This window comes from Cyanobium sp. NIVA-CYA 375, from assembly GCF_056108345.1.
This window is the reverse complement of the sequence record NZ_JBSYHW010000001.1, coordinates 106,256-128,661: the sequence shown is the minus strand read 5'-3', so window position 1 is coordinate 128,661 and position 22,406 is coordinate 106,256. Positions and strand designations below refer to the sequence as shown.

Here is a 22,406-nt window from a genome sequence, read left to right as displayed (position 1 = left end):
ATGGCTGACCGCCTCGACCTGCAGCTAATCGCCGCGGCATTGCGGCGCCTGGGCTGGATTCGGCTCTGGTCCCAGGTGGTGCTGGGGGTGGTGGTAGTTGGGGTGCTGCTTTTCAACAACATCGGCGGCCGCCTGGCGGCCAATTCAGCCCGGGCCCTGGGGCTGGGGCCTGGCATCTCGCTCACCACCATCGCCTTCCTGCTGCTGCTCTGGAGCATCTGGCAGAGCTGGCTGGTGGTGCGCTGCGGCCGGGCCCTCAATTCACCGGTGCGGCCCAGCAAGGGTGAAACCTCGCGGCTGATCAAGCGGGGTGTGCTGGCCGACCTGGCCGGCATCACCCTGGCGGTGCTGGGCTATCAGTCGCTGGCGGGCAGCCTGTTCGTGCAGGCCTCCCAGCAGGTGCCTGGCTTCTTCGGTGCCCAGATCCAGTCGACCCCTGGCGTGGCCGGTCGAGTTATCGGTTTACCAATCACCTCGATCGAGATGCTGGCCGTGTTGGGCAACACCCAGGTGCTGTTTGCCCACCTGATCGGGCTCTGGATCAGCCTTTGGCTGCTGCAGCGGGTTTACCGCACAACCTGATTAACTGCCGCTCACCAAACCGGCAGATCGGCCGTGCGACCGCGCCAGAAGATGTCGGGCTGGAGCGGCGTCAGCGAGACCCCACCGGCATTGATCTGGGCCACATCGGTGGGCCAGGCCGCCGGCCCCGATACCTGGGCCTCCAGGTCGTTGACCACCTCACCCGCCAGCCAGTAGTAGCTGCGGCCGCGGGGGTCAACCCGCTGCTCAAACTGGTCGGTGTAGCGACGCACCGCTGAATTGCACCAGCGCAGCGGTCCAATCGCCTCAGCCGGCCGGGGCGGAACGTTGAGGTTGAGCAACATGCTGCTTGGCCAGCCCTCCGCCAGCATCCGCTCAGTCACATCGAGGGCGAGGCGGGCCGCTGGCGCAAATTGGCGCCATTGAAAGTCGGCACTGCTTACTGCCAGGGCGGGAAGGCCCTCGATCGTGCCCTCCATCGCCGCACTCACCGTGCCGGAATAGAGCACGTCGGTGCCCAGGTTTGGACCGTGATTGATGCCGGAGAGCACCAGATCGGGCCACTCATCCAGCAAGGAAAACAGGGCGAGCTTGACGCAGTCGGAGGGGGTGCCGCTGCAGGCCCAGGCCTGAACGCCATCATCGAACAACTCATCAGCACGCTCCGCCCGGATAGGGGTCTGCAGGGTGAGGCCATGGCCCGTAGCGGAGCGCTCCTGGTCGGGACACACCACACTCACCTGGTGGCCGCGGGCCAGGGCCGCATTGGCCAAGGTGCGAATGCCTTCTGCGAAGACCCCGTCGTCGTTGCTGATCAGGATCCTGAGCGGTGCCATCGGGCCTAACGCCATCTCGTCGCAACGTAACTGGGGTGGCTCCTTACAGTCAGCAATCCCTCCGCCCCTGCCGTGAGCGCCACCGTTTCCCTGCAGCAGCTCACCGACCAGCTCCAGGAGCTAGAAACCGAGGCTGCGGCTGAGATATCCGCCGCCGTCACCACAGCTGCACTGGAAGAATTACGGGTGGGCCTGCTCGGTAAAAAAGGTCGCCTATCCGGAGTGCTCGGCGCTATGGGCAAGCTGCCTGGCGAGGAGCGGCCCCTGATCGGCCAGCGGGCCAACGTGCTCAAGGAGCAGGTGCAGACGCTGCTGGGGGAGCGGCTTAAGGCCGTAAAAAGTGCCGCCATGGCCGAGCGTCTCGCCGGCGAAACCATTGACGTCACCGCGGCCTGCAGCTTCACGCCGCCGGGGCACCGCCATCCCCTGATCAGCACGATCGAGGAGATCGTCGACATCTTTGCCGGCCTGGGATATCGGGTGTCGGAAGGGCCGGAGATCGAAAGCGACTACTACAACTTCACGGCCCTCAACATCCCCGAGCATCACCCCGCGCGGGACATGCAGGACACCTTTTATCTGGGCGATGGCCAGCTGCTGCGCACCCACACCTCGCCCGTGCAGATCCGCTACCTAGAGAACAACCCACCGCCGGTGCGGGTTATCGCGCCAGGACGGGTGTATCGCCGCGACGCTGTCGATGCCACCCACTCGCCGGTGTTCCATCAATTGGAGGTGCTGGCAATTGATGAGGGACTGGATTTCAGCCACCTGCGCGGCACCGTCACGGCCTTTCTGCAGCAGTTTTTTGGCGACTTGCCGGTGCGCTTTCGGGCCAGCTACTTCCCCTTCACCGAGCCCAGCGCCGAGGTTGATGTGCAGTGGCGGGGCCGCTGGCTGGAAGTGATGGGCTGCGGCATGGTCGACCCCGCCGTGCTCACCGGCATGGGCCTGGATCCTGAGCGCTGGAGCGGCTTTGCCGCTGGCCTGGGCGTCGAGCGCTTCTGCATGGTGCGCCACGGCATCGACGACATTCGGCGCTTGTACACCAGTGATCTGCGCTTCTTGGAGCAGTTTTAGTTGGGCGGTTTGGTAATAGCCCCATAAACTCTGGCAGCCACTTGCTCCCCGATCGGTGCCCCGCGTCGGACTGATCGTGAATGACGGCAAGGACCTGGCCCTGTCCACAGCCGATGCCATCGAGGCGCGCTTCACGGCGGCAGGCTACGGAGTGGTGCGGGTTAGTAGCTCCGGCGGCATGGTGGGCTTCGCCAACCCCGACCAGCACCTGCGCACCCGCGGCTACGCGGCCTGCGTGCCTGCTGGCTTCGACCGGGACATGAGCCTGGCGGTGGTGCTCGGCGGCGACGGCACCGTGCTCTCAGCCGCCCGTCAAACGGCTCCAGTCGGCGTCCCGATCCTCACCGTCAATACCGGCCACCTGGGCTTTCTGGCGGAGGCTTACCTGCACCAGCTGGAAGGGGCCCTAGAGCAAGTGCTCTCCGGCGAGTGGACGGTGGAGGAGCGCACGATGTTGATCGTCAGCGTGATGCGCGGCGAGCAGAGGCGCTGGGAGGTGCTTTGCCTTAACGAGATGGCCCTGCACCGCGAGCCGCTCACCTCGATGTGCCACTTCGAAATCGCCATCGGCCGCCATGCGCCGGTCGATATCGCCGCCGATGGGGTGATACTTGCCACCCCCACCGGCTCCACCGCCTACGCCCTCAGCGCCGGCGGACCAGTGATCACCCCCGACTGCCCGGTGCTGCAACTCACCCCGATCGCGCCCCATTCGCTGGCCTCGCGCGCCCTGGTGTTCAGCGACCGCGAACCGGTGACGGTTTTTCCCGCCACGCCTGAGCGGCTGATGATGGTGGTGGATGGCAGCGCTGGTTGTTACATCTGGCCGGAGGATCGCATTCTGGTGCGCCGCAGCGAGCAGCCCGTGCGCTTCGTGCGGCTGGCCGACCACGAGTTTTTCCAGGTGCTGCGCAACAAATTGGGTTGGGGCCTGCCCCACGTGGCCAAGCCCGGCAACGGCACAGCGCCATGAACGATCCCCACATCCTGCTGCTGGGCCCGGAGGCGGAGGCCCTGGCGCGGCGGCTGGAGGCTTCCGGCTACTCGTGCTGCAGGGAGCCTGTGCCGGCGGGGGCAGCCCCAGATGCGGTGCTGCTCTCCAGCGGCGATTCGGGCCGCATCGCCTCCCTGCGAGAGCAGTGGGGCACCGTCCCGGTGCTGCTGGATGTGGGCGACGACACGGTGGAGGCGCGGGTCCACTGCCTCAGTTCAGGAGCAGATGACTTCTGGCTTTCGAGCCTCGGCCCCAGCGACCTGCTGATGCGGCTGCGGTTGCACCTTGATCTCACCAGGCGCGCCAATGTGCCTGCCCAGTTGCTGCAGGTGGGCGACCTCATACTGAACCCCAGCACCCGTTTAGTAAAACGGGGAGCACGGCCAGTGGGCCTGACGGCTAGGGAATACCAGCTGCTGCTGCTGCTGCTGGAGCGCAAGGGCACCGTGGTGAGCCGGGAGTTGATCCTGCGCCAGGTATGGAACGACGATCAAGCCACCACCAGCAACGTGATTGAGGTGTATGTGCGCTACCTGCGCCAGAAGCTGGAGGAGGGCGGCGAACGGCGGCTGATCCACACGATCCGCGGCCAGGGCTACTGCCTGAGCGAGCGGCTACCCCAGCTGGAGAGCCGCGAATGAAGGCCAGATGCCGCTGGGGGCTGGCCCTGCCTGGGGTGGCTGCCCTGCTGTGCGGCTTCACGCCGGCGCCCCAATGGCTGCCGATCACGGCCCGCTGGTGCCTGGCACCTGATCGCTGCATCGCCCTGGAGGTTGCCGACACCCCCGAGAAGCAGAGCAAGGGCCTGCAGCTGCGGCCGGCGCTAGCGCCATTGCGGGGCATGTGGTTCCCCTACAACCCGCCCTCTCTGGCTCGCTTCTGGATGCACCGCACCCCGGAGCCTCTCGACATGTTGTTTGTGCTGGGCGGCCGGGTGGTGGCGATAGAAGCCCACACCAAACCCTGCCTGCACCTGCCCTGCCGCAGCTACGGCCCCGACCAGCAAGTGGATGGGGTGCTGGAGCTGGCCGCCGGCCAGGCCGCAGCCCAGGGCATCCAGGTGGGTAGCCCGGTGCGGATAGAAGCGCTGGGGGGCCAGAACGCCCCCTGAGCAGTAGCAGGCGGCAACTGGATGATCAGAATGGGAAATATTCAAGCCGGTGATCCTGTGCCAGCCGCTGCCCCAAGCCCCCAGGGCCGTTGCCCCCAGCGCCTGCGCGCCATCGGCGAGCGCATCCGGCGGCGACGGAAGGCGCTTGGTATCAGTGCGATGGCCACCGCGGCAGCGGGCGGGATCTCCAGGGTGACGCTGCACCGCATCGAGACGGGCGCAACGTCGGTGACGCTGGGGGCCCTGATGAATGTGCTGGATGCCCTCGATCTGTCCCTGGGCCAGTTGGAGGGTCCGGAAGATGCCGAAGCTGGAGCACCAACCGCAACCAGAGCGGAAACGATCGAGCTAGCTGCCTATCCCCTGCTGCTGCAACTGGCCTGGCATGTCCAGGGCAGCGGCAGCCTTAACGCATCGGAAGCGGCCTCTCTCTATGCACGCCAGCGCAGGCGACTGGATCTGGAGCCGCTGCAGCCAAACGAGCGCCAGCTGATCGCCGCGCTGAATCTCACCATCCCGGAAGCTGATGTTCCGGCTTGAGCACCACCGCCGGATCGCCAGCCTGCTGGACCAGCTCAATGCGGAGCTCCTGCAACGGCACCACTGCCTGTTCGGCGGCGGCACGGCCATTGCCCTGCGCTACGGGGAGTTCCGCCAGTCGGTGGATGTGGATCTGCTCGTCTCAGACCGGCAGGGCTACCGGGAATTGCGGCAGCTGATCCGGCGGGACAACAGCCTGAGGGCACTTTGGAAGGATCCCCAAAACCCCCTCGTGGAGAGCCGCGAACCGCTCACAGACCAATACGGCATCCGGGCAGGCGTGGTGGTGGCGGGGGTGGCCATCAAGCTGGAAATCGTGCTGGAGGGCCGGATCAGCCTGGAGATGCCCAGCGAGGAAGACGCGATCTGCAGCATTGCCTCCCTCACTCTGAACGACCTCATCTGCAGCAAGCTGCTGGCCAATTCCGACCGCTGGAACGACGACGGAGTCTTCAACCGTGATCTGATCGATCTGGCCCATATACCCCTTACCCAAACCATCTGGCAGCGAGCGCTGGCCAAGGCGGAAGAGGCTTATGGCGATGCAATCCGCACCGATCTGGGCAAGGCCCTAGAGCGGCTGCAACAGCGTGAAGGCTGGCTGGAGCGCTGCCATCAGGTGCTGGCGATCGAAGCCCCACGGGCCGCGCTGTGGCAGCGCTTGCTCAACCTGCAGCGGCTGGCAGCCGCCCCTTCAGCACCAGCACGGGATTGAGCGGCGCCAGGCGGGTGCCTTCGGCCAAAGTCGCCCCCCGCCAAGCCTGGTGCTGGGCCAGCGCCACCTGGCAGCCCGCCTGCTCCAGCAGCGGCCGCAACTCCGCCAAAGCTTCCAGCGTGGCCAGGGGGATCACCACCACGCCACCGGGACGCAGCCGCTGCAGCACAGCCGTCAGCACGGCCCCCCGCTCCCGGCCACCTCCGCCGATAAGCACCCGATCCGGATCGGGCAGCTCCGCCAGGGCCTCGGGGGCCCGGCCCTCGCGCAAACCCGCCGGCCGCACCCCCAGCCGCTCGGCGTTAGCTGCGAGCAGCGCCGCTGAGCCGCCACGCCGCTCCAGGGCCCAGAGCTCCAGACCAGGCCGCAGCCGCAGCGCCTCCAGCCCCACCGAACCCACGCCGGCGCCGATATCCCAGAGCACGCCGCACTCGGGCAGCTCCAGATCGGCCAGCAGCTGAATGCGTACCTCCCGCTTGGTCATCAAGCCCGGGCGGTCGTCGTGCTGGAGGAACAGGCCGTCGTCGAGGCCAAATAGGGGTAGGGAAGCGGGATCAGCCGGCGCCGCCGGGGGCTCAGCGATCAACAGCACTAGGTGCAGCGGATCGCAATCGATCGGCATGGGTGCCCCCGGCACCAGCCGCTGCAGCCGCTCCGCCGGATGGCCCAGCCGCTCGCACAGCCAGAAGGCATAGGCCGCCTCCAGCCCAGAGGCCACCAGAATCCGCCGCACCTCCTCGACGCCGCCGCGGCTTGGGTCGGTGAGCACCGCCAGGGCGCTGGGGCGCTTCTGCAGGGCGGCGGCCAGGGGTTCGGGGTCGCGGCCGTGCAGGCTGATCCAGCTGGCGTCCTGCCAGGGGCGGCCTAGGCGGGCAAAGGCCAGCTGCAGCGAGCAGGGGGCGGGATGAAAGCGCAACTGGGCCGCCGGAAAGCGCTGCAGCAGCAGGCGGCCGATGCCAAACCAAAGCGGGTCGCCACTAGCGAGCAGCACAGCCGGCCGGCCCGCTGCCAGGGCCTTCTCCAGCGAGCCGAAAATCTGCTCGGGCCGATCGCTGGCCAGGAGCTGGGGGCAGGGGCTGCCCGCCGGGATGCGGCCGGCCCCCTGCTCCTCCTGCCACCAGGGGCAAAGCTCCGCCAGCAAGCGCTGGGGGGCAAGCAGAAGCTGGGCAGCTCGCACCAAGGCGAGGCTGCGGGCCGGCAGCGCAGCCACCCCCCCGGCATCGGTGCCGACCACCTCCAACACGGCCTGCTGAGCCAGGGCGCCCCACGGTTACTGCAGCCATGATGGCCGGCCTGTGCCACCGGACCTGGCCATGAGCGACCGCCGCCAGCGCATCCACGAGCTGGTGCCCGGGCGAAAGCTTCGGGAGGCCCGAACCAGGAGCGCGTCAGCCGGGATTGCGGCGATAGAGCACTTGCCCCACCCGCGCAATGTGGTCCAGCAGCGCTGGATGGTTGATCGAACTCAGGCAGGAGAGATCGACGATCCAGGGGAGAAGCAAATCATCCAGATCGGCATCGATGCGGGCCAGGATCCCGGAGCTGAGTGCGTGGCCCACCAGGGTGAGATCGATGTCGGATGCAGGGCGATGGCGACCCAGAGCCCTTGAGCCATAAAGAATGGCTTCCTCCACCTCGGGATAGGCAGCCAGTACCTCTTGAATGGCCGTCAGGGCCGTCTCAGTGAGGCCGAAGAGCTGCGGCTTTGCCGTGAGAGCTTCTGGGCTCATGGCCTGCTCTCGTCGTGCAGAGCAGCGAAGCGATCGCGAAGGCTGCAGAACGCTGGTGTGAAGCGATGGATCACGGCGTGAGCAATCACCTGGGCCTGCTCAAGGTTGTAGGTGTGCGACGACTGGTTACGAGCCTTCATCATCTCCATCCAGGTATCGCCGTTACTGATCAGGCCATTGCGAAACGCAATCCTGGTTGCATCCCGGGAACCGGTGATGCCCTCAATCCCCTGATATTGCAGGTAATCCTTGAGAAGGTTCCAGGCCAGCTCATGGGTGAATTCGAAGCCCTGAATCAAACCCTGCTGCTCCAGCTCGCTCAGATCCCGCTCCAGGGCCAGCTGCACGCCGCGCTCCAGCACCATCAGGGCGCGCTGGAAGTTGTCAAACCGTTGGATCCAGCGAATGTCAGGCTCAGCCATGGGGTCAGGTTAGGAAGAACCGCCACCAGGGCCATCCCCATTTGGATAGCGGCTACTGAGCAGCTGCGCAAGTTCTCCCTCAGCGGCGGGCATCCTGCAGCGGGCAGCCATAGGCATGGAACGCCCCATCGGCGCTGACCAGCAGCAGCGATTCGCTGATCGACTGGGCCACGAGCAGTCGGTCAAACGGATCGCGGTGATGGAGGGGCAACTGCTCGAGAGTCAGCAGATGGGGAAGATCAAGCGGCAGGAGCTCGAAGCCGCACTCCTGAGCCCATGGAATCGCCTGGGCGGCCGAGAGCGGCATGTCGCTGCGGGCCAGGGCGTGCTTGATGGCGATCTCCCAGAGCGATACATGGCTGATCAGCACGCTGCTGGCCTCGGCGGTAATCAGATCGCGGCTGCGGGGCCCCAGCCTGGGTTCATCGCTGATCGCCCAGACAAAGGTGTGGGTGTCGAGCAAGAGGCGCATCAGGACTGCTCAAACAGCTCGGCGATCAGCGGATTGGCGGCATCGATCGAGTCCGGAACCGTGAACTGTCCGCGGGCCACCCCCAGACGCCGCGGCCGCACAGCCCCCTGAAGCGCGGTGAGCCGTGCCACCGGCCTGCCATTGCGGGCGATCACCACCTCGGTTGCCGCACCGGTTTCGATGGCCTCAACCAGGCGCGAGAGGTGGGTCTTTGCCTCGAGCATGTTGACAGTGCGACGACCGCCGCCGCCCGCGGCCGCAGGGGTTGTCATCTCGCCCAGAACGCAAGAACGATCACAACCTAGACCAGACCAGACCAGAGCTGAGCAGCCCAGTCCCACCCGCCAACGACCTCTGACAAGCTGGGCGCACCTTTTCTGGCCCCATGGCGCGCTTCGGCCTTTCAGCCCTCACATCGCTGCTGAAGGGCAACGGGGCTCCCACCGCTGGCAGCAGTAGCTGGAGCCGGGCCTTTGGCCTGGGTTGGGAGCAGCCCTACACGGTGCGTTATGCCAGCAACCTCGACGACGGACCCAACCACGGCATGCCCCTGGGGGGCTTCGGCGCCGGCTGTATCGGCCGCGCCCCCGATGGCTCCTTCAACCTCTGGCATCTCGATGGCGGCGAGCATTGGTTTGGCAACTTGCCCGACTGCCAGTTCGCCCTGTTTGAAACCGACGGCGACCAAAGCCGCGCCCATGCCCTTGCGGTGAAGCCTGAGGCCGATGCCTCCAGGCCCGCAGCCGGCGAACCCCTGAGCGCCTGGAGCTGGTATCCCGCCAGCAACGCCAAACAGCGCACCGGCACCTACGCCGCCCGCTACCCGATCAGCAGCACCCGGTACACGGGTGTGTTCCAAGCCGAGGTGAGCTGCGAAGCCTTCAGTCCGATCCTGCCGGGCGACTACCAGCGCACCAGCTACCCGGTGGCGGTGTTCGTCTGGACCCTCACCAACCCCACCAACCGGCCCCTCGACCTCTCCCTGCTGCTGAGCTGGCGCAACACCACGGGCTGGTTCACCAACACAGACCCCACAGCAGCAGTCACATTTCGAGACGACGGCAGCCCGGAGCACAACTACGTGCCCGCGATCGGCCGCAGCAAGGGCCACCGCAACATCTGGGTGGAGCAACCGGGGCTCAAGGGGGTGCTGCTTGATGGTGAGCGCGCCACCCCCCTCGCCGAGGGCCAGGGCCAGTGGTGCGTCGCCACCTCCGACCACCTCGAAGTGCAGCGCTGCAGCCGTTGGGATCCCAGCGGCAGTGGCGCTGAGCTGTGGGAACCCTTCGCCCGCGACGGCTCGATCCCCGACAGCAACAACGACCGCCGCAGTGGCGATAGCGACCCTGCCAGCTCCGCCCTGGCGGTGAAGTGCTGTCTGGAGCCGGGAGCCAGCATCGAAATCCCCCTGGTGATCAGCTGGGACCTGCCGGTCACGGCCTTCGCCACCGGCAGCCGCTCCCTGCGCCGCTACACCGATTTTTTTGGCGATAGCGGCACCAGCGCCGCCGCCATCGCCGCCGACGCTCTGCGCGACTGGCGCGACTGGCGCAGTCAGATCGAGGCCTGGCAAAAACCGGTGCTGGAGCGCAGCGATCTGCCCGAACCGCTGCGGATGGCCCTGTTCAACGAGCTCTACGACCTAGCCAGTGGCGGCAGCCTCTGGACCGCCGCTGCTGCAGGCGATCCGGTGGGTCAGTTTGGCGTGCTCGAGTGCCTCGACTACGCCTGGTACGAAAGCCTGGACGTGCGGCTCTACGGCTCCTTTGCCCTGCTGCAGCTTTGGCCCGAACTCGACAAGGCCGTGCTGCGCAGCTTCGCCCGCGCCATCCCCGCTGCCGACGCCACCCTGCGGCCGATCGGCTGGTATTTCACCCAGGGCAAGGGCCGGGTGGAGGCCGCCCGCAAACTGGCCGGTGCCACCCCCCACGATCTGGGTGCCCCCAACGAGCGGCCATTTGAGGCCACCAATTACACCGCCTATCAAGACTGCAATCTCTGGAAAGACCTGGCCAGCGACTATGTGCTGCAGGTGTGGCGCACCTACAAGCTCGCCCCCAGCGGCCCAGACCTTGGCTTCCTGGCCGAGTGCTGGCCGGCGGCTATCCAGGCCCTCACCTATCTCAAAACTTTCGACATCAACAACGACGGCCTGCCCGACAACGGCGGCGCCCCCGACCAAACCTTCGACGACTGGCCGCTCAAGGGCGTCAGTGCCTACTGCGGCGCCCTCTGGATCGCCGCCCTGGAGGCGGGGCTGGCGATCGCCCAGCAGCTGCAACTGGAGCTAGGGCTAGACACCAGTGGCGAACAGCGCCAACTGGGCGGCTGGCTGGAGCAGTCGCGCGCCAACTTCGACCTGCTGCTCTGGAACGGCGAGTTTTACAAAATCGATGCCGAGAGCGGCACGCCGGTGGTGATGGCAGACCAGCTCTGCGGCGACTTCTACGCCCGCCTGCTGGGACTGCCCGCCGTGGTGGCGGATGAGCGCGCCAGCAGTGCGCTCCAAGCGATTAAAGAGTCGTGCTTTGAGGGCTTCCAGGGCGGCAAGCTCGGGGTAGCCAATGGCCTGCGCCGCGACGGCACCCCGCTCGATCCCAACGGCACCCATCCCCTTGAGGTGTGGACCGGCATCAACTTCGGCCTGGCGGCCTACTACCGCCTGATGGGGGAGACCAGCACGGCCTTTGCCATCAGCGGCGCCGTGGTGGAGCAGGTGTACAGCGGCGGCCTGCAGTTCCGCACCCCCGAGGCAATCACTGGCGTGAACACCTTCCGGGCCTGCCACTACCTGCGCGCCATGGCGATCTGGGCCCTGTGGGCCACCCACACCAACTGGCAAGCGATTCCAGGCGCTGAGCGCCAACCATGAAACGCCTGCTTTCCCTGCTGCTGGCCCCTCTGTTGGCCGCAGCCCTCTGGCTGAGCCTGCCCACCCCGGCCCAGGCCCTGGTGCACGCCCACAACGACGAAAACGGCACCCCGGTGGTGCGCAGCCTCGAGAGCCTGCGCGACCTCGACTACCAAAGCTGGCAGGTGGTGGCTTACCGCGAAGGCCCCCCAGGCGGCCCCCTGAAGCTGCGCATCGTCGGCTATCCCGGCAAGGTGCGGCTCGACCACCCCACCTCCCTGCAGGTGCGCAGCGGCCACTTCCGCTGGGAGCTGGCCGACATCACCCTGGCCAATCCCCAGCTGGCGGGTGATGGCCGCGCCGCGGCCGCCGAGTTTGATCTGGCCCCCCTGCTGGCCGACCTGCACCAAGACCGGCCCCTCCGCCTGGTGCTGCCGGGGGTGTTTGTGGAGCTGCCAGTGCCGCCATTTGTGGTTGCGGAATGGCGCAGCCTGCCGCTGGCCGCTGCTCAACCCCCAGGAGCAATCGACAATCCCACCTAGCCAGGATTGTCAACAACAGCCCCTCTAAAACTCCATGAGCATCAATTGCTGAATGCCTATGGGCCGATGGATGAATGCTCCTGCCCCCGGCTCAGCCCCGCCAGAAGTGACTGGATTGACCAAGGTAGAATCACCAAAACCTTATGCACGAGGATGGCATCATGGTTAGCTTTTCTAAGAGCATCGCGGTTGTTGCAAGCCTGACAACTATTGCGGTTGGCGCCGTTGCTGCCGTGAGATACTTTGATGGTATGGATGGGCAGATAAGAGACCAACGGCTTTTAATTGAGAAGTTGCAAAAAGACCTCAAAGGCAGCGAAAATAGCGACCAGAGTCCGCAATCTCAGCCCCCCGCCACTCAGCTTCCGGCAACTCCGTCTCTGCCTGCCCCGCCAACTGAATCCCTTCAAAATCCCGCTCCCCTGCCTCCTGCGCAAATTACAGACGAAGCAAAACCTTCGGCATCAGCGCAGTGAAGACAACGTTTGGATTGCCCTGATGCATATCTAAGCCATGCGCATACTGGTCTTTCTTGGTTTTTCGTTGATCATCGGCTGGATGGTCAAAGCACTCCTGACTGAAAGGACTCGCCCTCAGGCCGAAGATCTTAAGATGATCTCCTTTGATCAGCAACGCCCCAGGGCCCTGTCTTATACGGAAATGATGAATTCAGGTAAACAACGGATGGATCAAACATCGCACGGGAGCGACTGAATATCTCTTTTAGGTTTTCTCCGCTCTGTTCTCTCCGTTCTAATTATTTCTCTTCCACACCTGTTCAGTGCCACCCCCCTTATCCAGCCCGACACCAAACCCCTGGCGCCCCTGGATGCAACGGGCCCTGCAGCTAGCTGAGCTGGGCGCCGGCCGCACCAGCCCCAACCCCCTGGTGGGAGCGGTGGTGCTCGATGCCGGCGGTTCGCTGGTGGGGGAGGGCTATCACGCCCGGGCCGGCGGGCCCCACGCCGAGCTGGGCGCCCTGGCCCAGGCGGGCGAGCGGGCCCGCGGCGGCACCCTGGTGGTAACCCTGGAGCCCTGCTGCCATCACGGCCGCACCCCCCCTTGCAGCCAGGCGGTGATCGCCGCCGGCATCGCCCGGGTGGTGGTGGCCATGGCCGATCCCAACCCCAAGGTGGCGGGGGGCGGCCTCGCCCAGCTGCGGGCCGCGGGCATCGAGGTGATCACCGGCGTAGCCGAGGCAGAGGCCCGCGCCCTCAACCGGGCCTTCATTCACCGCATCAGCAGCGGCCGCCCCTTGGGCATGCTCAAGTGGGCCATGGGCATCGATGGCCGCACCGCCCTGAGCAATGGCGCCAGCCAGTGGATCAGTGGCCCGGAGGCCCGCGCTTGGGTGCACCGGCTGCGGGCCGGCTGCGATGCGGTGATCGTTGGCGGCGGCACCGTGCGCGCCGACGACCCCCTACTCACCAGCCGCGGCCAACGCCAGCCCGAGCCGCTCCGGGTGGTGCTCAGCCGCCGCCTGGAGCTCCCCGCCGAGGCCAAGCTCTGGGATCAGAGCGCCGCCGCCACCCTGGTGGTGCATGGGCCAGAGGCTCCAGCCGAGGCCGCCGCCTCTCTGGATAAACGCGGCGTGCCCCGACTGGAGCTAGTGGGCTGCAGCCCCCGGCTGCTGCTGGAGGCCCTAGCGGCGCAGGGCTGCAACCAGGTGCTCTGGGAGTGCGGCGCCGAACTAGCCGCCGCCGCCATGGCCGAGGGCTGCGTGCAGGAGCTGGCCGCTGTGATCGCCCCGAAGCTGATGGGCGGCCAGCCGGCCCGCACCCCCCTAGGCGAGCTGGGTTTTACCGCGATGGGCCAAGTGCCGAGCTGGCAGGCTGAAGCGCCCCAGCGTCTGGGCAGCGATCTGCTCTGGCAACTCAGCTCACCTGCAGGTTTAGAGCCATGATCGCCGCAAACTTGCCCTTCAATTTGCAGATCCCCCTGGCGGGAGTCTTGCTGGCCCTAGGCACCTGGCTGCTGCTGGACCGGCTCGGCAAGCGCTACCGCAGCGGCTCCCTCGGGCAAGCCCTGCTGCTCAGCGGGCGAGTCAGCCTAGCTGGAACGGTGTTGCTTAGCAGTGCGGGCTGGTGGCTGGCGGGCCTGGAGGTGCGCAATCTGCTGCTCACCATCGGCGTGATTTGGACCCTGCTGCGCTGGCGCAGAGAGCTCAAACAGCGCGCCGAGCACTACGCCGCCCAGTTGCTGCCGCACCTCTCCGGCAAGGACCAGCTGTTCCTATTCGACGTGCTCGACAAGCTGCTGACCACAGCAGCCCTGCTGGTGGTGGTGGTCATGGCCCTAGACCTGCTCGGTGTGTCGGCGGGAGTGCTGATCACCGCAGGGGGCTTTGGAGCAGCGGCCCTGGGCTTCGGCGCCCGCACCATCGTGGAAAACGGCCTCAGTGGCTTAAGTCTCTACATCAACCGGCCCTTTGTTCTCGGCGAAAGCATCGGCCTGCCCGGCCTGAATTTGCTTGGCACGGTGGAGCAGGTGGGCTGGTTTTACACCGAGCTGCGCGATCCGGAACGCCAGCGCATTTATGTGCCGAATGGGGTGTTCACCAGCCAAGCAATCCTGAACCTGGCCCAAATCGATAACCGCCGCATCTGGATCGAATTCGGCCTCAGCTACGCCGACCGGGAGCGCGTCGCCACGATCACCCAAAACCTGGAGCAGCGCCTCTCAAGCTTGCCCGGCCTAGACCCGGCCAAGGATCAGCTAGCCCACTTCGTTGGCTACGGCGAGTCCAGCCTCCAGCTGCGCCTGCTCTGCTACGCCGCCAGTAGTGACATCCAGGATGCCTGGGCCCTGCGGCAGCGGGTCCTGCTGTTGATCGGCGAAGTGGTGGAGCAGGCCGGTGGCTCGATGCCCTTCCCCACCCGGCTGCTCATACGAGCTCCGGATGCAATGGATCACCCTTGAACGGCCCCTGCACCTGGGATGTGATCCAGCCGCCGTAGAAGCCGCCCGGCTGGGGCAGCACGGGCTCACCATCCAGCCAGCAACCGTCCATCAAGGCCGGGTACACCGCAAACCAACCGGCCAAAGCAGCAAAGGCCTCGGTGGGTTCGGGGTAAGTCCACACCGCCCGCCGCAGCCGTCGCTCGGCCGGGCCACCGCCATCCAGCACCACATCGAAATAGCGCGCCACCCCCTTCCACTCGCAAAAACTGGCGCCGCTACTGGGCACAAGCAGCTCCTGGCGCACCGCCTCAGGCGGCAGGTAGTAGGTGGGTGGGTGAAAGGTTTCCAGCACCCGCAAACTGCGGCGGCTCTCGGCCAGAAGCTGACCCAGGGCCTCAACACGCACCAGCTGGCTGCTCTCAACCAGGGCCGGGGGGCGGGGGTAGGCGCCTACCTGCTCAGGGGCTGCCATCAGGAGTAGATGAAATTGCGCAACCGCCGGCCTTCAGCGCCAGCCCGCTCCTGCAGCTCCGCATCGCTGAGGCTGGACTCCTGCCGCTGCTGCGCGGCGATCACATCAGCCTCCTCAAGGCCATAGCCAGCGCCGCGGGCCAGTTCCAGGAAATCCTGCAGCTCCAAGGGCTCCGCCAGCTGGGTCGCCAGCTGGGGCGATTGGCGGGCATGGGCCAAAAAAGCATCAAGGCGCTCGAGGCTCACAGGTCCAGTTCCAACTGCGGTTGGTCTAGCGCCATCGCTGCCCCATCGGCCTGCCAGTCGCCCCCCTCCCAGGGCAGCAGCAGCGGTTCGAGGGCCCGCAGGCCATGGCCATCGGTGGGCTCGAGCCAGGCCTGCTCCAGGCCGTTGGGAATCACCACCGGCATGCGCCGGTGGATTGGCGCCACCAGGGCATTGGGGGCGGTGGTGAGCACGCAGCAGCTATCGAGCTCGCTGCCATCGGGGCCGATCCAGCGCTCCCACAGGCCAGCCAGCCAAAACAGATCGCCATCTCGGCGCCGCAGCCACTGACCCTGCTCCCAAAAAGCATCGGCAGGAATCAAACAACGGCGATGGCGCCAGGCGGCGCGAAAGCTGGGCTTGAAGGCCACCGTCTCGGCGCGGGCATGCAAGCAGCGGTGGGCGGTGGCGAGATCCTTGACCCAGTCGGGCAGCAGCCCCCAAAGGGCTAGCCCCACCTGCAGCTGGCCATTTTCCTGGCGCTGGATCAGCAGGGGTTCGCCGGGAAGCACTTGCAAGCGCGGCGCGTAGTGGGCCGCCAGACCGAGCGGCAGGGGGCCCTGCAAGCGGAGCTGCAGGCGATCGAAGCCAGCGCAGAGGGAATAGCGACCACACATAGCTGTATTGGGTCCTCGTACGGTTCTCCCAACACGCCGCCGAAACGACCAGGGGACCACAGCCCTAGTTTGGTTGCACCTTTGGCTGCCGCACCATGGCGATCCGCCAGGACGACAACCGCCCTAACCGCCGCTTCGGAATCATCAACCTGGTGTTGATCGGTTTTGGTGTGCTGCTGCTATTCAGCAACTTCCTGCCCAATCCAGCTGCCCAGGTACCCCGGGTGCCTTACTCCCTGTTCATTGACCAGGTGAATAGCAGCAACGTCAAACGGGCTTACATCACCTCAGACCAGATCCGCTACGAGCTCAAGGAGCCCGAGGAGGAGGGCGCTCCCACGGTGCTCTCCACCACGCCGATCTTCGACATGGATCTGCCCCAGCGACTCGAATCGCACGGGGTTGAGTTCGCCGCCGCGCCCCCCCAGAAGCCCAGCTTCCTCACCACCGCCTTGAGCTGGGTGGTGCCGCCGCTGATCTTCATCCTGGTGCTGCAGTTCTTTGCCCGCCGCCAGATGGGCGGTGGTGCCCAGGGAGCATTGAGCTTCACCAAGAGCAAAGCCAAGGTTTATGTGCCCGATGAGGAATCCCGGGTCACCTTTGCCGACGTCGCTGGCGTGGATGAGGCCAAGGCCGAGCTCGCCGAGATCGTTGACTTCCTTAAAAAACCCGAGCGCTACGCCGCCATCGGCGCCCGCATTCCCAAAGGTGTGCTGCTGGTGGGCCCTCCGGGCACGGGCAAAACCCTGCTTTCCAAGGCTGTTGCAGGTGAAGCAGGAGTGGCCTTCTTCATCATTTCCGGCTCCGAATTCGTTGAGCTATTCGTGGGTGCAGGCGCCGCGCGGGTGCGCGATCTATTTGAAGAAGCCAAGAAAAAAGCGCCTTGCATCATCTTTATCGACGAACTCGATGCCATCGGTAAGAGCCGTTCGGGCTCGATGGGTGTAGTCGGCGGCAACGACGAACGCGAGCAGACCCTCAACCAGCTGCTCACGGAGATGGATGGCTTTGCCGGCCAGGACAAGCCGGTGATTGTGCTGGCCGCAACCAACCAACCCGAAACCCTTGATGCCGCCCTGCTGCGGCCAGGTCGTTTCGACCGCCAGGTGCTGGTGGATCGCCCCGACCTGTCAGGGCGCAAGCTGATTCTGGAGATCTACGCCAAGAAGGTGAAGCTCTCCAGCACTGTCGATCTCGACAAAATTGCCCAAGCCACCAGCGGCTTTGCCGGCGCCGACCTGGCCAACCTCGTTAACGAAGCAGCCCTGCTCGCCGCCCGCTCCTATCGCACCGAGGTGGAGCAAGGCGACCTCAACGAGGCGATTGAGCGAGTGGTGGCTGGTCTGGAGAAGAAGAGTCGGGTGCTGCAACCCGATGAGAAGAAAGTGGTGGCGTATCACGAGGTCGGCCACGCGATCGTGGGGCACCTAATGCCCGGCGGCAGCAAGGTGGCCAAGATCTCGATCGTGCCCCGCGGCATGAGCGCCCTAGGCTACACCCTGCAACTGCCCACCGAAGAGCGCTTCCTCAATTCCAAGGAAGACCTCGAAGGTCAAATTGCCACCTTGCTGGGCGGCCGCAGCGCAGAGGAGGTGGTGTTTGGTGAGGTCACCACCGGCGCCGCCAACGACCTGCAACGCGCCACTGACATCGCCGAGCAGATGGTGGGCACCTTCGGCATGAGCGAAACCCTCGGCCCCCTGGCCTACGACAAGCAGGGCGGCAGCCGCTTCCTCGGTGGCAACAACAACCCCCGCCGGGTGGTGAGTGACGCCACGGCCCAAGCGATCGATAAGGAGGTTCGCTCCCTAGTCGACAACGCCCATAACAAGGCGCTAGCGATCCTGAACCACAACCGGGGGCTGCTCGAATCAATCTCCGAGAAGATCCTCGAGAAGGAGGTGATCGAAGGCGACGACCTCAAAGAGCTGCTTGCCAGCAGCGTCATGCCCTAGGAGGTTGTGGCGGCGGGCTCAGAGGTCTTCAAGACCTGAGAGCAACAGCCCTGGCCCTCCAGCCACCCTGTTGCAGGGTACTTACAATATCCTCACGATAAGATTAGAGAATCGATCCTCTTCCCAATGGATCTCAACGCCTTGCTGGCAGGGGTAAAGTGCATCCAGTCGGAAACTTTTGCCCCTGATTCCTGCACGTGGGACCCGGCAAACGGTGCTCGGGGCGCAACCCATTACAACAACAGGGACGAAAGCAAATCGATCGATTTCGAGGTCGAAAAGCTCCCGTTCAACAAACTTCAGGTAATGGATCCGAGGCTGGTGCGAATCGCGCCGGCTGCCAGCAACGAACGACATCGCCACGCTCATGAATCCATCTTCGTAGTGCTCGCCGGTGAAGGGGAGATCCTGATCGGCAAGTCCATGACGCCTCTGCGCTGCGGCAGCGTCGTCTATGTACCGCGCTGGGTCGTTCACCAGAGCTACAACCGATCCAGCGAATCGGAACTTCTACTACTGGCGATCACCGATTTCGGTTTCACCTCAGCAGTGCTCGGTGACTACGACAGCCGTACCCGCCTCAAAAACAGTGGTGCCGACGCGCTTGCCGTCGATCAACCTTGAGAACCGCAAACATCCAAGCTTGCTCACAAGAAATACAGCCCAACCCTCAGATCTGACGTTTCAACTTTACAGCTGCAGGCCTGATACAGAGAACAGCTCCCTTGTTTGCTCCTGCACAACCAATCCCTTTCAGACCCTAGTCCTTCGATGCGTTCGACCCCAGCCCTGTCTCCTGAGCTTCAGCAAGAGCTGGAGAACTGCGGGCAGCTACGCGTTCTGAAACCCGGTGAGCTGCTGATCAAGCGGGGAGACACAGAAACCATCCTCTACCTGCTGCAAAGCGGCTGCCTACGGGTGGAGATCGAACGGAATTCACAGCTCATCAGCATTCCGCTCGAAGCCGGTGATATCTGCGGTGAGATGGCATTTCTCGACAACACGCCACGCACGACAAACGTAATTGCCGCCTCCGCCAGTGTTGTAGTGGCACTAGAGAGAGATGTCACTTTTAAAAGCCTGAGCGCTCGTCCACTGGTACTGAATGAACTGATCACGCAACTGGCCGCACTGCAACGTATCCGCCTACTGGAAGAGCAAGTCCATGACCCCCTCGATCTCAGCAATTTTGTTGACGCTTTAGCCGAGAAGGCTCTGCAACATCGCGCCATTCAGCACCCTTATCTGCGGGAGCTCTCCAGCGGAGAGCTCCCCAATACACATGAAGCTCTGGCCGACTTCGCTAAGCACTATTATGGCTATTCATCGCACTTTCCCCGTTACCTCACGGCCTTGATTTCCCGAATGGAGCGCGCCGAGCATCGTGCCGCGCTTCTGCATAACCTCACCGAGGAGTCGGGGGAGTACTCAGAGGAAGACCTGGCGGAACTTCAGCGGTGCAATGTGCACCCGCAATGGATCGTCGGCATCCCGCACCCGCAATTGTTTCAGCGTTTCCGCCGGGCGCTGGGAGTGGAGATCAATGATCAAAGAGAGCACACGGAAGTGGTTTGCTGGCGCGAGCTCTTCCTCTCCATCCTCACCAACGGCACGCCGGCTGAAGCGCTCGGGGCCCTTGGTCTCGGCACGGAGACGATCGTGCAGACCATCTACCAACCGTTTGTTGATGCTATCAACCGTGTTCGGACGGTCAGCCCAGAAGATGCGGTGTTCTTTCCGCTGCACACCGCTGTCGATGACCACCATCAGGCAACCCTCAAGGCTATCGCCACAGACTTCGCTGCCACTCCCCAGGGCAGGGCTGATCTGACCAAGGGAATGTGCAAAGCTCTGGCCCTGCGCGATTCGTTCTGGGGGTGGCTGTATGAGCGTGCCCAATCCCATCCCGTGGTCGCCTGAACGGAGCATGGCCAACGACCTCACCACCCGTGCGCGACACCGGCGCCTCCTATCTGGAGAAGGCGATCCCGGTGTCCCAGACCAATGCCCCCACTTCGGTTCACACCGACAGCTCTCGGCTGGAGACCCATCCCCGCTGGGTGGGGCTGGCGTGCGTCCGGCAGGCGCCAAGCGGAGGTGGGTCGCGTCTGGTATCTGCCGTGGCCGTGCACGACCACCTGGCCGCCCATCAGCCCGAAGCCCTGGCACGGCTTCATCAGCCTTTCTACCGCGATGTGGTGACCCCCGGCAGTGAAGCCAATGCGCTGGCCTTGATCCGCAGCAATGCCTTTGCCGTGTTCAACCAGGCCCACGATGGCCCATGAACGCATCCATGAACCCCTCGATCCCGATGATCTTGTGGCGTTTGACCGGCTGGATGAAACCCTCAACTCCCCTGAATTCCGCTACGACTTCGATCTGGCCCCCGGTGATCTCCTGTTCATCGACAATCACAAGCTGGCCCACGACCGCGACGCCTTCGTGGATGACCCCGAGGCCCAACGGCTAATGGTTCGGCTCTGGCTCAATCGCAGGTGATGCCCCGGATTCACCAACGGGGTTGCCGCGGTGTGGAGCCGCCCTCCCGCATCGCTCACCAGGGCTTAAACGTACTGCCGGCTCAGGTCCAAGCCTTGACGCCGGGGCCCCTGATCACGGATAAGGGTTCTTTGAGACCGGCCGATGCACGGCGCCGCCTCCACCCCCCTGGCCCCCGCGCTGGCAGAGCTGCGCGGGCGGGACCTGCTCTCCTCGGCCGATCTCAGCACCGAGCAGACCATTGCCCTGCTGCAGCTGGCTGCCGACCTCAAGGCGGGCCGCAGCCAAATCGATCTGGGCGGCAAGACGCTCGGCTTGATCTTCAGCAAGGCCTCCACCCGCACGCGGGTGAGCTTCACGGTAGCGATGGCTCGCCTGGGGGGGCATACGGTCGACCTCAACCCCCAGGTGAGCCAGGTGGGGCGAGGTGAGCCGGTGGCAGATACGGCCAGGGTGCTGAGCCGCTATTTGGATGCCCTGGCGATCCGCACCTTCGCCCAGGACGAACTCGAGGAGTACGCCCACTGGGCCACGATCCCGGTGATCAATGCCCTCACCGACCTGGAGCACCCCTGCCAGGCCCTCGCCGACTACCTCACCCTGCAGGAGGCCTTCGGCGAGCTCAAGGGCCTCACCCTCAGCTACGTGGGCGACGGCAACAACGTGGCCCACTCGTTGATGCTCTGCGGGGCTCTTCTGGGGGTGAACGTGCGCATTGGCTGCCCGGTGGGATTTGAACCAAATGCAGCCGTGCTTGAGCAGTCACGCCGCCTTGCGGCGGCTCGCGGGTCCGAAGTGGCGGTGCTGCACGAGCCGGTGGCTGCCGTACGCGGCGCCCACGCCCTGTACACAGATGTGTGGGCCTCGATGGGGCAGGAAGAGGAGAAGGCAGAGCGCCAGAGGGCCTTCGCCGGCTGGTGCCTCAACGAAGAGCTGGTGGCAGAAGCAGATCCAAGCGCAATCGTGCTGCACTGCCTGCCGGCCTATCGCGGCCTGGAAATCAGCGCCGGCGCCATGGAGGGCAGCGCCAGCCGCATATTTGACCAGGCCGAAAACCGCCTACATGCCCAACAGGCCCTGCTGGCAGCCCTACTTGGCGGTTCCTGAGCTGGACAAAAGCGCCACAAGGCGGTACATCTGTATCAGCGACGTTGTGCCCGTGCCCCACCCCGAGAACCGCTCGTTCGAGAATCGTTCTGCTGAGACAGCCCTGCAGGAGCTCTCCTCTGCCCAGCAAGAGCTCTACGACTGGCTTAGCGACTACATCGGCAGCAACCGTCACAGCCCCTCGATCCGCCAGATGATGGAAGCGATGGGGCTGCGCTCTCCGGCGCCGATCCAGAGCCGACTGCGCCATCTGCAGCAAAAGGGCTGGATCACCTGGCAGGAAGGACAAGCCCGCACCCTGCAGCTCCTGGGCGGCATGGCCAGCGGCATCCCCGTGCTTGGCGCCGTGGCGGCCGGCGGCTTGGTGGAAACCTTTGACGACGTCAAGGAGCGTCTCGACCTTGCCCCCGTGCTCGACACCCGCGGCCTCTTTGCCCTCACCGTGAACGGCGACTCGATGGTGGATGCCCACATCGCCGACGGCGACATGGTGCTGCTCGAGCCTGTCAGCGATCCGAGCCGGCTCAAGGCAGGCACTATCGTCAGCGCCCTGGTGCCAGGTTGCGGCACCACCTTGAAGCACTTCCACCGCAGCGGCGCCACGGTAACCCTTGAAGCAGCTAACCCCGCCTACGATCCGATCGTGCTTCCCGCAGACCAGGTAACGGTGCAGGGCAGGCTGGTGGCAGTTTGGCGCCAGGTCTAAACGGGTGGCGTTGTAAGCTGATTAAGCGCCAGGCAAGGCCAAAAGGCCAT

Annotated in this window: 29 protein-coding genes; 20 read left to right on the top strand and 9 right to left on the bottom strand. The window is 65.1% G+C overall.

Annotation, left to right across the window (positions count from 1 at the left end; genetic code table 11):
• On the top strand, window positions 1-582 hold the full coding sequence (locus AC01FP_RS00760; protein WP_474476860.1) for a DUF3611 family protein: 582 nt from the start codon (window positions 1-3) through the stop codon (window positions 580-582).
• Between the two features lie 11 nt (window positions 583-593).
• On the opposite strand, the gene surE is transcribed toward AC01FP_RS00760, so the two are convergent.
• Window positions 594-1,379, bottom strand: coding sequence for a 5'/3'-nucleotidase SurE (surE, locus tag AC01FP_RS00755; protein WP_474476857.1), 786 nt, complete (start codon window positions 1,377-1,379; stop codon window positions 594-596).
• A gap of 72 nt (window positions 1,380-1,451) precedes the next feature.
• Here surE and pheS point away from each other — a divergent pair, with 72 nt between their 5' ends.
• The 6 genes from pheS to AC01FP_RS00725 are packed head-to-tail and all read left to right on the top strand — an operon-like array spanning window position 1,452 to window position 5,819.
• The gene (pheS, locus tag AC01FP_RS00750; RefSeq protein ID WP_474476856.1) at window positions 1,452-2,459 is read left to right on the top strand and encodes a phenylalanine--tRNA ligase subunit alpha; all 1,008 of its coding nucleotides are present in this window, start codon (window positions 1,452-1,454) and stop codon (window positions 2,457-2,459) included.
• Window positions 2,460-2,514: 55 nt separating this feature from the next.
• Window positions 2,515-3,432 (top strand): NAD(+) kinase, encoded by a 918-nt coding sequence (locus AC01FP_RS00745; RefSeq protein WP_474476853.1) that lies wholly within the window; start codon window positions 2,515-2,517, stop codon window positions 3,430-3,432.
• Window positions 3,429-4,094, top strand: coding sequence for a response regulator transcription factor (locus AC01FP_RS00740; protein WP_474476850.1), 666 nt, complete (start codon window positions 3,429-3,431; stop codon window positions 4,092-4,094). Before AC01FP_RS00745 ends, AC01FP_RS00740 begins: the two co-directional genes overlap by 4 nt.
• Window positions 4,091-4,564 (top strand): DUF192 domain-containing protein, encoded by a 474-nt coding sequence (locus tag AC01FP_RS00735; protein WP_474476847.1) that lies wholly within the window; start codon window positions 4,091-4,093, stop codon window positions 4,562-4,564. Before AC01FP_RS00740 ends, AC01FP_RS00735 begins: the two co-directional genes overlap by 4 nt.
• 57 nt (window positions 4,565-4,621) lie before the next feature.
• Window positions 4,622-5,104 carry a helix-turn-helix domain-containing protein gene (locus AC01FP_RS00730; protein WP_474476844.1) on the top strand — a complete coding sequence of 161 codons (483 nt, stop codon included), beginning with the start codon at window positions 4,622-4,624 and terminating at the stop codon, window positions 5,102-5,104.
• Window positions 5,091-5,819, top strand: coding sequence for a nucleotidyl transferase AbiEii/AbiGii toxin family protein (locus AC01FP_RS00725; RefSeq protein ID WP_474476841.1), 729 nt, complete (start codon window positions 5,091-5,093; stop codon window positions 5,817-5,819). The genes AC01FP_RS00730 and AC01FP_RS00725 overlap by 14 nt, the downstream gene beginning before the upstream one ends.
• Here the strand turns inward: AC01FP_RS00725 and cbiE are convergent.
• The 5 genes from cbiE to AC01FP_RS00700 all read right to left on the bottom strand — a co-directional run bounded on the left by cbiE (window position 5,770) and on the right by AC01FP_RS00700 (window position 8,715).
• Window positions 5,770-7,062, bottom strand: coding sequence for a precorrin-6y C5,15-methyltransferase (decarboxylating) subunit CbiE (cbiE, locus tag AC01FP_RS00720; protein ID WP_474476839.1), 1,293 nt, complete (start codon window positions 7,060-7,062; stop codon window positions 5,770-5,772). The two genes, AC01FP_RS00725 and cbiE, sit on opposite strands and share 50 nt — an antisense overlap.
• 145 nt (window positions 7,063-7,207) lie before the next feature.
• Window positions 7,208-7,549: a nucleotidyltransferase domain-containing protein gene (locus tag AC01FP_RS00715; RefSeq protein ID WP_474476836.1), complete on the bottom strand. Its 342-nt coding sequence runs from the start codon at window positions 7,547-7,549 to the stop codon at window positions 7,208-7,210.
• Window positions 7,546-7,971, bottom strand: a complete 426-nt coding sequence (locus AC01FP_RS00710; protein WP_474476833.1) for a nucleotidyltransferase substrate binding protein — start codon at window positions 7,969-7,971, stop codon at window positions 7,546-7,548. The genes AC01FP_RS00715 and AC01FP_RS00710 overlap by 4 nt, the downstream gene beginning before the upstream one ends.
• Before the next feature lie 79 nt (window positions 7,972-8,050).
• Window positions 8,051-8,443: a type II toxin-antitoxin system VapC family toxin gene (locus AC01FP_RS00705; protein WP_474476830.1), complete on the bottom strand. Its 393-nt coding sequence runs from the start codon at window positions 8,441-8,443 to the stop codon at window positions 8,051-8,053.
• The gene (locus AC01FP_RS00700; RefSeq protein WP_322765165.1) at window positions 8,443-8,715 is read right to left on the bottom strand and encodes a type II toxin-antitoxin system Phd/YefM family antitoxin; all 273 of its coding nucleotides are present in this window, start codon (window positions 8,713-8,715) and stop codon (window positions 8,443-8,445) included. Before AC01FP_RS00700 ends, AC01FP_RS00705 begins: the two co-directional genes overlap by 1 nt.
• A 113-nt stretch (window positions 8,716-8,828) precedes the next feature.
• On the opposite strand from AC01FP_RS00700, the gene AC01FP_RS00695 reads away from it, so the two are divergent.
• From AC01FP_RS00695 to AC01FP_RS00670, 6 genes are all read left to right on the top strand, one after another.
• The gene (locus AC01FP_RS00695; protein WP_474476827.1) at window positions 8,829-11,315 is read left to right on the top strand and encodes a GH116 family glycosyl hydrolase; all 2,487 of its coding nucleotides are present in this window, start codon (window positions 8,829-8,831) and stop codon (window positions 11,313-11,315) included.
• Entirely contained in the window at window positions 11,312-11,836 is a 525-nt protein-coding gene (locus AC01FP_RS00690; protein WP_474476825.1) for a DUF3122 domain-containing protein, read from the top strand. Before AC01FP_RS00695 ends, AC01FP_RS00690 begins: the two co-directional genes overlap by 4 nt.
• 161 nt (window positions 11,837-11,997) lie before the next feature.
• Window positions 11,998-12,312, top strand: coding sequence for a hypothetical protein (locus AC01FP_RS00685; RefSeq protein ID WP_474476823.1), 315 nt, complete (start codon window positions 11,998-12,000; stop codon window positions 12,310-12,312).
• A gap of 37 nt (window positions 12,313-12,349) precedes the next feature.
• Window positions 12,350-12,550 (top strand): hypothetical protein, encoded by a 201-nt coding sequence (locus AC01FP_RS00680; RefSeq protein WP_474476820.1) that lies wholly within the window; start codon window positions 12,350-12,352, stop codon window positions 12,548-12,550.
• Window positions 12,551-12,665: 115 nt separating this feature from the next.
• Complete coding sequence (gene ribD / locus AC01FP_RS00675; RefSeq protein ID WP_474476818.1) at window positions 12,666-13,739, top strand: bifunctional diaminohydroxyphosphoribosylaminopyrimidine deaminase/5-amino-6-(5-phosphoribosylamino)uracil reductase RibD; 1,074 nt, start codon at window positions 12,666-12,668, stop codon at window positions 13,737-13,739.
• Window positions 13,736-14,755, top strand: coding sequence for a mechanosensitive ion channel family protein (locus AC01FP_RS00670; RefSeq protein WP_474476815.1), 1,020 nt, complete (start codon window positions 13,736-13,738; stop codon window positions 14,753-14,755). The genes ribD and AC01FP_RS00670 overlap by 4 nt, the downstream gene beginning before the upstream one ends.
• Here AC01FP_RS00670 and AC01FP_RS00665 read toward each other — a convergent pair.
• The 3 genes from AC01FP_RS00665 to AC01FP_RS00655 are packed head-to-tail and all read right to left on the bottom strand — an operon-like array spanning window position 14,721 to window position 16,089.
• The gene (locus AC01FP_RS00665; RefSeq protein ID WP_474476812.1) at window positions 14,721-15,209 is read right to left on the bottom strand and encodes a DUF427 domain-containing protein; all 489 of its coding nucleotides are present in this window, start codon (window positions 15,207-15,209) and stop codon (window positions 14,721-14,723) included. The genes AC01FP_RS00670 and AC01FP_RS00665 overlap by 35 nt on opposite strands.
• Window positions 15,209-15,454 (bottom strand): Nif11-like leader peptide family RiPP precursor, encoded by a 246-nt coding sequence (locus AC01FP_RS00660; RefSeq protein WP_322765158.1) that lies wholly within the window; start codon window positions 15,452-15,454, stop codon window positions 15,209-15,211. Before AC01FP_RS00660 ends, AC01FP_RS00665 begins: the two co-directional genes overlap by 1 nt.
• A complete protein-coding gene (locus AC01FP_RS00655) occupies window positions 15,451-16,089 on the bottom strand; it encodes an SOS response-associated peptidase (RefSeq protein WP_474476810.1) in 639 nt (212 codons plus the stop codon). Before AC01FP_RS00655 ends, AC01FP_RS00660 begins: the two co-directional genes overlap by 4 nt.
• A gap of 95 nt (window positions 16,090-16,184) precedes the next feature.
• Here AC01FP_RS00655 and ftsH point away from each other — a divergent pair, with 95 nt between their 5' ends.
• The 7 genes from ftsH to lexA all read left to right on the top strand — a co-directional run bounded on the left by ftsH (window position 16,185) and on the right by lexA (window position 22,356).
• The gene (gene ftsH, locus AC01FP_RS00650; RefSeq protein WP_474476808.1) at window positions 16,185-18,044 is read left to right on the top strand and encodes an ATP-dependent zinc metalloprotease FtsH; all 1,860 of its coding nucleotides are present in this window, start codon (window positions 16,185-16,187) and stop codon (window positions 18,042-18,044) included.
• Between the two features lie 126 nt (window positions 18,045-18,170).
• Complete coding sequence (locus AC01FP_RS00645; protein WP_474476805.1) at window positions 18,171-18,668, top strand: cupin domain-containing protein; 498 nt, start codon at window positions 18,171-18,173, stop codon at window positions 18,666-18,668.
• Window positions 18,669-18,815: 147 nt separating this feature from the next.
• Window positions 18,816-19,964: an iron-containing redox enzyme family protein gene (locus tag AC01FP_RS00640; protein ID WP_474476802.1), complete on the top strand. Its 1,149-nt coding sequence runs from the start codon at window positions 18,816-18,818 to the stop codon at window positions 19,962-19,964.
• A gap of 29 nt (window positions 19,965-19,993) precedes the next feature.
• Window positions 19,994-20,329, top strand: coding sequence for a TauD/TfdA family dioxygenase (locus AC01FP_RS00635; protein WP_474476799.1), 336 nt, complete (start codon window positions 19,994-19,996; stop codon window positions 20,327-20,329).
• Complete coding sequence (locus AC01FP_RS00630; protein ID WP_474476797.1) at window positions 20,319-20,543, top strand: TauD/TfdA family dioxygenase; 225 nt, start codon at window positions 20,319-20,321, stop codon at window positions 20,541-20,543. The genes AC01FP_RS00635 and AC01FP_RS00630 overlap by 11 nt, the downstream gene beginning before the upstream one ends.
• Before the next feature lie 144 nt (window positions 20,544-20,687).
• Window positions 20,688-21,650, top strand: coding sequence for an ornithine carbamoyltransferase (gene argF / locus AC01FP_RS00625; RefSeq protein WP_474476794.1), 963 nt, complete (start codon window positions 20,688-20,690; stop codon window positions 21,648-21,650).
• A gap of 52 nt (window positions 21,651-21,702) precedes the next feature.
• Entirely contained in the window at window positions 21,703-22,356 is a 654-nt protein-coding gene (gene lexA / locus AC01FP_RS00620) for a transcriptional repressor LexA (RefSeq protein WP_474476791.1), read from the top strand.
• The last annotated feature ends 50 nt before the right edge of the window (window positions 22,357-22,406 follow it).